A 7,795-nucleotide genomic window follows, 5' to 3' on the forward strand; every position below is an offset into this window, starting at 1 on the left:
TGCAACTAGCTAAGCTCGCATCAAGCCCAGCAGCGATACCTGCGGTGATTGATCTTTTAGCCCAAGCAGCTGAGCTAGCGACTTACTCGGCTGCGCCAATACAAGACAGTGAGTTAGTAGCGCCACTGCTACCACTGAACCTAGCCTACCTGATCTATACCTCTGGGAGTACTGGTAAGCCTAAGGGGGTGGGAGTCGTTCACGAAGCTTTATGCTTATTTTTGCAATCCGTTCAAAATGAATTGGGGATTGTTGAAACAGACAATTTATTAGCACTTACAACCATTGGTTTTGATATTGCAGGTCTAGAAATTTTTGAACCGTTAATACAGGGTGCTAAAGTCGTCTTACTGGATTCTGATAGCACAAAAAATCCAGGAAAAATAAATGCAGCTATCAAAAAATATCAAATTGCTTATGTTCAAGCAACCCCCTCCTTGTGGGAGTTAATGCTAGAAGAAAAAATTGATCAAAAAATAAAAGTATTAATTGGTGGAGAGGCCTTACCCAAAAGACTGGCGAAAAGGCTTCGTCGAATTGGTGATGTATTAAATTTATATGGTCCTACTGAAGCTACCATCTGGGCAAGCTCACATTTAGTTCAAGAGCTTGATGCAATCGATTCTAGCGAAGCTACATCGATAGGTAAACCTCTAGCAGGTTATCAACTCTATGTTCTAGATGCCAACTTAGAGCCGGTACCTACTGGCGTGGTGGGTGAGCTTTATATTGCGGGGATGGGTTTAGCAAGGGGTTACTTAGGACGTCCTGGTTTAAGCGCTGAACGCTTTATTGCTTGTCCTTTTGGAGCCCTCGGTAGTCGGATGTACCGTACTGGTGATCTAGCCAGAAGGCGGCTTGATGGCGCACTTGAGTTCTTAGGACGCGCAGATGATCAAGTCAAGATCCGTGGACACCGGATTGAAATGGGAGAAATTGATACGTCAATTTTAAATTTTCCAGGGGTGAAGCAAGCAGTAACAGTCATTCAGCCAAAACCCAATAATCCAGCACAATTGGTAGCTTATTTTGCAATCGATACTAATGCGAATGAAATAACAGCCAAGCGAGAAATTGCAGAAGCTGAAATTCAAAATGAGTGGGAAGAGCTTTACGACACAAACTATCGCATTGCACAGAATGCGGAAATTGATTTTGACATCAGCATCTGGATTAGCAGCTATAACCGGGAAATTATCCCTGATGAGCAAATGCTGAGTTGGCAAGAAGAAACTCTCAAACGTATTCAAGCATTAAAACCCAACAAAGTATGGGAAATTGGAAGTGGCTCAGGTCTCATTCTTTGGAAGCTCTTGCCTATACTAAGCAGCTATTACGGCACAGACATCTCTAAGGAATCCATTCGCAAATTACAAAAAATCATCGATGAGCGACATTTAAAGAACGTCATCGTAGAGCATCGTATGGCTGATGAAATGCCTATGTTTAAAGATCCTCAATTTGACTCAGTCATTGTCAATTCAGTCATTCAATACTTCCCGGGCTTAGATTATTTACACAGGGTACTTGAGCATGCAATAAAAGCTACCATGGGATCAGTCTTTATTGGCGATGTCCGTTCTTTATCTCATCACCAAGTATTTTGGAGCTCAGTAGAGCTATTTCAAGCAAATGGCGATGAAAAAGTAAATATGGTTGCCCAGAGGGTTGATGAAAAAGTTCGCACTGATCGAGAGCTACTGGTTGATCCCTATGTATTCAGAAGTTTTGTCAATCAAGCGAATGTAAATAGTGTTGCAGACATACAGATAAAACGAGGGACTTTTGATAATGAAATGTCTAAATGGCGTTATGACGTCTCCATCATTCGAGGGGCTGACCCTACCCCCATTACTCCAACTTCCTCCCTTAAATGGACTTCGCTTGAAAGAATAAAATCAGAATTAAAAAAATTGAAGTTGGGAGAAAGTATTGAATTTAAAGGTATCCCCAATCAACGGATTGCTGCAGATGTCTGGGCAGCAAGTCAAATCAATACCTTTGATGGTACGGTGTCGCAATTAACTAAACTTTCCAAGCGAGCAGCTGAGACAGCAATAGATCCAGATGTGCTTTATGCCTTAGCAGATGAATTTAATTTAAGAGCCAGAATCGTTTGGTCAATGAGTGAATTAGGTGAAGTACATGCCCTTTTTGAATATCCAGATACGACTCTTAAAAACTGGTTACCAGAAGGCTTGAAAACTCCTTCAAATCTAAGCAATGATCCATTGAAGAAATACATTGAAATTGACTTAATCAACTTACTCAGAAATCAATTAGCTGCTACCCTACCGAACTACATGGTGCCCGATACTTTTGTGTTACTAGATCGTCTTCCATTAACACCCAACGGAAAACTAGATCGACGCTCATTACCAAAACCAGGGGAGCGAGTTCTGAAAAAAGCCTATAAGGCACCAATCACTCCGGCTGAAGAAATGATTTGCAACTTATTCCGTGAATTTACTGGTGCCGACTTAGTCAGTTGCGATGACAATTTTTTCAATATTGGCGGACATTCATTGCTGGCGATCAAATTACTCTCTAAAATCCGCAATATCACCGGTAAAGATTTACCAATGCGCACCCTTTTTGAGTGCCCAACTCCTGCAGAATTAGGTCTACTCCTAGACTCCAACGAGAAGATTGCTTATTCACCATTAATGCCCATTCGGAAAACAGGAAAAATGGCGCCATTTTTCTGCATTCATCCCGCAGGCGGTAATGGCAGCGTTTACACCAACCTTGCTCAAGCACTGGGGCCTGAGCGTCCTGTTTGGGCTTTGCAAGCTCGCGGGCTAGGCGAGGATGAAAAACCCCACGACACCATCTCTGAAATGGCGGAAGAGTATGTAAAAGCTATTCGGCAAGTGCAAGAAAAGGGGCCATATCACCTCATTGGAATGTCGATGGGCGGAGTCATTGCTCAAGAAATGGCCTGTATTTTGGAATCCCAGGGAGAAAAAGTCGATATATTGGCACTCTTAGATACTTCAGCCAAAGAAGAGAATGGCCAACTTGATACGCGCTCAGATGAGGAAAGAACCACTTCGCTCTTGAGAGGAATCGCCCAAGATCTTGGCATTGACGCTCATAAGGCCTCTTTAGACAATTCAGAGCTGATTATTGCGGCGCGGGATGGGTTAATCAAAGTAGGCGCCATTCCAGCCCTCACCCCACTTTCCTGGTTCATGAAGCTCTTAGAAAATTCACTCCAATCTAGCAAACAAATAGCAAATCATAAAAAGCGGCCCTGCAATGCCTCTATCCTTCTTATAAGGGCCTTACAAGATCCATTACCGGATGACCCTTCAGTATTTGATTGGAGCATTTTTACTCGTGGAAAAGTCTTGAAACTTGAAGTGGATGCAAAGCACTCAAACATGCTTTGGCAACCAAAATCCGTACAACAGTTACGGGATTATTTGGGAGCCTATTTAGCCGAGTCCTCTGATACCGAATTAATTGTTTAGATCAATAAATATTGAATCATGAAATTAACCAATACTCAATTAGCAGATTTTGAAAGAATGGGATTCGTTTCGATTGACGATGCACTCAATCCAGAAGATCTCAATACAATCGAAGCTCGACTCAAGGAATTCTCCTCAAAAGACTATCCTGGACATGTCCTCGAAAAGCACGGACAAAGCTATCGTGCGTTTCATGGCTGCCACCTATACGACCCCTTCTTTAATAATTTCATTCGCTCACCTGCATTTATTGAGCCAGCTCGTCAAATTTTAGATGGGCCGGTGTATCTGCACCAACTTAAAATTAATCTCAAGGCGCCATTTAATGGTGAGCAGTGGCCTTGGCATCAAGACTATATTTACTGGCGCAATGAAGATCAAATCCAAAAAGATGCAATTGTCAGTGTGATGGTCTTCTTAGATGACATCACTGAATTTAATGGCCCTCTTTACTTTATCCCTGGCTCCCATAAACATGGTGTCATTGAAGCAGATAAAACTTCAGATCTCAAATCTGGCTGGGAAGCTGACGTAAGTGCTGCTCTAAGTTATCAAGTCAATGCCGATTTGGTTTCGCAATATGTGGATGCGGGCGGTATTTATTCTGCTAAAGGAAAAAAGGGGACAGTTTTATGGTTCCATGGAAATATTGTTCATGCCTCTCCTAGCAATCTTTCTCCATTCCAAAGGCGCATTGCCATCTTCACCTATAACGCTACCCACAATGCTCCTCACGATGCTGATCAAGAAAAAAGGCCTGAATTTTTAAATAATCGTGATCGATCAGAATTATCCCCCCTAACTTACGAATTAATTGACTAACTAAAAAGCACCTTGTTATGCAGAACTTTGATGGAAGAATTGATATTCAAATTGATACATTTTTGAAAAATGACCAGTCTGCTTCTCTAGAGGTGCCACGAGTCTCCATTGATGACCTTACCCCCAAGCGATTTCATCATGAATTTCAGCGTCCAGGTAAGCCAGTCATCATTACTGGCGCACTTGGAAAAGCCGCCCCCCTTCAAATTGAGACCGTAGTTGCATTAGTGGGTGATCACGAAGTTCCAGTACGAAATTATGGGGCGCTTAGATTTACCCGTCCAAAAACAGAATGGAAGAAGTATTGCGAGATGCAAATTCGTAAGATTAAAGATTATTGTGATCTCTTATTGAACGGTGTTGCAAAACAAGAGCATATGTATCTTGCACTAGTGGAGATGGGAAATACTCCCTTACGATCTGTCATCGGCCCAGGAATAGACCTAATTGCCGAGCGTACTGGATTACAAAAAGAAGAGCCCAATGATGTCAATTTATGGATGGGGCCCTCCGGTCACATTGAACCACTTCATTTTGATGGGCTAGATGGGACCTTATCGCAATTTCGAGGTTCTAAAAAAGTCTCCCTCTTCAGGCCCGGCCTATCAAGTAGCTTATATCCATTTAAGATTAACTCCGGATTACCACCTACTTTTAGCCAACCGTATATCGATAAACCAGATTTTAAAACCTTTCCAAATCTTCGCAAAGCTTTGGCTGAACGTCAAAACGTGATTCTGAACGAAGGTGAAACACTTTATATTCCATTGGGATGGTGGCATGAAGTTGAAGCACTAGGTGACGATTACATTGCATCAGTGAATCGGTTTTGGAAAGTAGCCCCCGTATGGAGAATTGCTCTTGCGCCTAGAGCCGGAGCGTTCTACATACTGTCTAAGTTAATGTCAAAAACAATAAAGTAATCAGCTCTCGATTTTCCAGTAATTTATTCCTCGCCATTCTTGATTTGAGATGTGAGGCAGTATCAATTGCTTTCAATCTCACTAATTTAAAATGAATTTACCTATCGTTACCCTATCATATGGTCAAGAGCGTCTGTGGACCTTAGATAGGGTTGATGGTAATTCTGCTGCCTACAACTTATTAAGCAATATCCAGATTAACGGGCGTCCGGATATTCCCTCCCTGGAAAAAGCCTTAGTAGCGATCATTACTCGTCATGAAAGTTTACGCACTGTCATGAATGAGTCAGTAGAGGGGACGGCAGTTGGCACTTTATTGCCACCTCCACTTGCTCAGCACTTTATTGCTGTAACAGATCTAAGTCGCTTAGCTCTTAATGATCCTACGGCTTGTGAAACGCAGCTCGATCAACTGATCCAAGCTGAGGCAGCAAAACCTTTCAATCTAGGACAAGACTATTCTTTACGAGCACAGCTGATTTTGCTTAGTCAAGATCATTCAGTGCTATTACTGACGATGCATCATCAGGCGGGGGATGGTCCTTCACGCAACGTACTAGCCCAAGAGCTCAATGAAGCCTACAGCGCTTACGTCCATGAGCAAGAGCCTACTTGGGAGCCTTTACCGATTCAATATAGTGATTGGGCCGCTTGGCAAAAGTCTTCTCCAGTTCAAGGCCTACAAGCCAAAATCGCACGGGCTAAAGAACGCCTAGCCAATGCTCCAGAGTTACTGACCTTAGCTCTAGATTACCCTAGAGTCGCAGAGCGTGCGCATCGGGCTGGATATGTTGCAGTTGAACTAGATAGTGAACTGACGCAATCCTTACAAGCCTTGGCTCGTCAAGAACGCACTACCTTATTTACTGTTATCTATGCTGGCTATGGTGCTAGCTTAGCGCGCTTAGCCAATCAAGCAGAAGTGGTGATTGGCTCGCCAGTAGCAGGACGCAATCGAGTAGAAACTGAAGGCTTGATTGGATTTTTACTCAACACCTTAGCCCTGCCCTTATCGATTGCTGGTCAGTGCACTGGTACTGAACTGATTCGTAGAGCAAAAGCAAGTGTAGAGGCTGCTTTAGTCGATCAAGATCTACCGTTTGAGCGCTTATTAGAAGAGTTAGGGGTAGCACGCTCTTTACTACATACACCGGTGTTTCAGGCAATGCTTGCCTTTCAGGCACAAAGTGCACAAGATTTTGCTTTGGGTGATTTGGTCTGTCAGGTTCAAGAAGTTGGTCTGCCTACGGCCAAGTTTGATGTGACCTTGTATCTCAACCTCACCCCTGCAGGCACCCTGCTTGGTAGCTTTGAGTATGATGCTGACTTATTTGCACCAGCGAGTGTGCAAGCTTGGGTCAAGAGCTTTACGCAGTTACTGACGCACTTAGTGGCTAACCCCCAGTTGCCAGTGCACAGCTTGCCACTAACTACCCTTTCTGAACGTACTGCGCTCATTGCCAGTTCTGCTGGTCCAGTAGTTGATCTGGATTTACAAGCACCTGCGCTTTTTAACCTACCCAGCTTATTTGCTGCCCAAGTGGCTAAGAGTCCTAGTGCTACTGCGCTAGTCTATGAGAGTGCTAGTGGCAGTATTGAGCAGCTCACCTATGCTCAGTTAGATGAGCAAGCCAATCAGTTAGCCCGTTATCTCATTAGTAGGCAAATTGGTCCTGATCAGATTGTGGCCATTTTGTTAGAGCGCTCACCCCAGATGATTGTGGCCATGCTAGGGATCTTAAAAGCCGGAGCAGCTTACCTGCCTTTAGATCCAGAGTATCCAAGTGAGCGCCTAGAGTTCATGTTAGCCGATAGCGGTGCTCTAGCCTTAATTAGTGATGAGCTGCAACTAGCTAAGCTCGCATCAAGCCCAGCAGCGATACCTGCGGTGATTGATCTTTTAGCCCAAGCAGCTGAGCTAGCGACTTACTCGGCTGCGCCAATACAAGACAGTGAGTTAGTAGCGCCACTGCTACCACTGAACCTAGCCTACCTGATCTATACCTCTGGGAGTACTGGTAAGCCTAAGGGGGTGTTCAATCATCATCAGGGTATTGTGAACCACATGAGGTGGATACAAGAGTTTGTACAACTTCATCCAACAGATCGAGTCCTCCAAAAAACCGGGATTGGTTTTGATGTAGCAGTATTTGAATGGTTCCTCACTCTCATGAGTGGTGCAACCCTGGTAATCGCTAAGCAAACTACCTATAAGGATATTGGCTACCTAGAACAAATAATTGATGAACAACAGATTACCGCAATTCATTTTGTTGCTGGCATGCTAGATGTTTTTTTAGAAGGAATCAACCGTAATCGCTGTCAATCCTTGCAAAAAATTATCACCAGCGGAGAAGCGCTCAGCGGGACAACGCAAAGTAAAGTATTTAAGGTATTACCAAATAGACAATTACTAGATTTATATGGCCCCACTGAAGCAGCGATCCATGTCAGCTATTGGCAGTGTCAAGCAAGCGATGGTCATCGTACACCCCCCATTGGCTACCCCATCTGGAACACCCAACTCTATGTTCTAGATGCCAACTTAGAGCCGGTGCCTACTGGCGTGGTGGG

The 7,795-nt window shown here is 43.8% G+C and carries 4 protein-coding genes; all 4 read left to right on the forward strand.

Features of this window, described 5'->3' with window-relative positions:
• Positions 1–3,476: amino acid adenylation domain-containing protein (locus ICN41_RS11140; RefSeq protein WP_216292999.1), on the forward strand; the 3,476-nt coding region annotated here is incomplete at its 5' end.
• 18 nt (positions 3,477–3,494) lie between these two features.
• Positions 3,495–4,298: a phytanoyl-CoA dioxygenase family protein gene (locus tag ICN41_RS11145; protein WP_216293000.1), complete on the forward strand. Its 804-nt coding sequence runs from the start codon at positions 3,495–3,497 to the stop codon at positions 4,296–4,298.
• Positions 4,299–4,315: 17 nt separating this feature from the next.
• Positions 4,316–5,221, forward strand: coding sequence for a cupin-like domain-containing protein (locus ICN41_RS11150; protein WP_216293001.1), 906 nt, complete (start codon positions 4,316–4,318; stop codon positions 5,219–5,221).
• A gap of 91 nt (positions 5,222–5,312) precedes the next feature.
• Positions 5,313–7,795: AMP-binding protein (locus tag ICN41_RS11155; RefSeq protein ID WP_216293002.1), on the forward strand; the 2,483-nt coding region annotated here is incomplete at its 3' end.

Source organism: Polynucleobacter sp. 15G-AUS-farblos (genome assembly GCF_018882445.1).
GTDB lineage: Bacteria > Pseudomonadota > Gammaproteobacteria > Burkholderiales > Burkholderiaceae > Polynucleobacter.

Excerpts from the sequence above, each read along its gene's own strand:
- ICN41_RS11145 (WP_216293000.1), top strand. The coding sequence starts at position 3,495 with ATGAAATTAACCAATACTCAATTAGCAGATTTTGAAAGAATGGGATTC.
- ICN41_RS11150 (WP_216293001.1), top strand. The coding sequence starts at position 4,316 with ATGCAGAACTTTGATGGAAGAATTGATATTCAAATTGATACATTTTTG.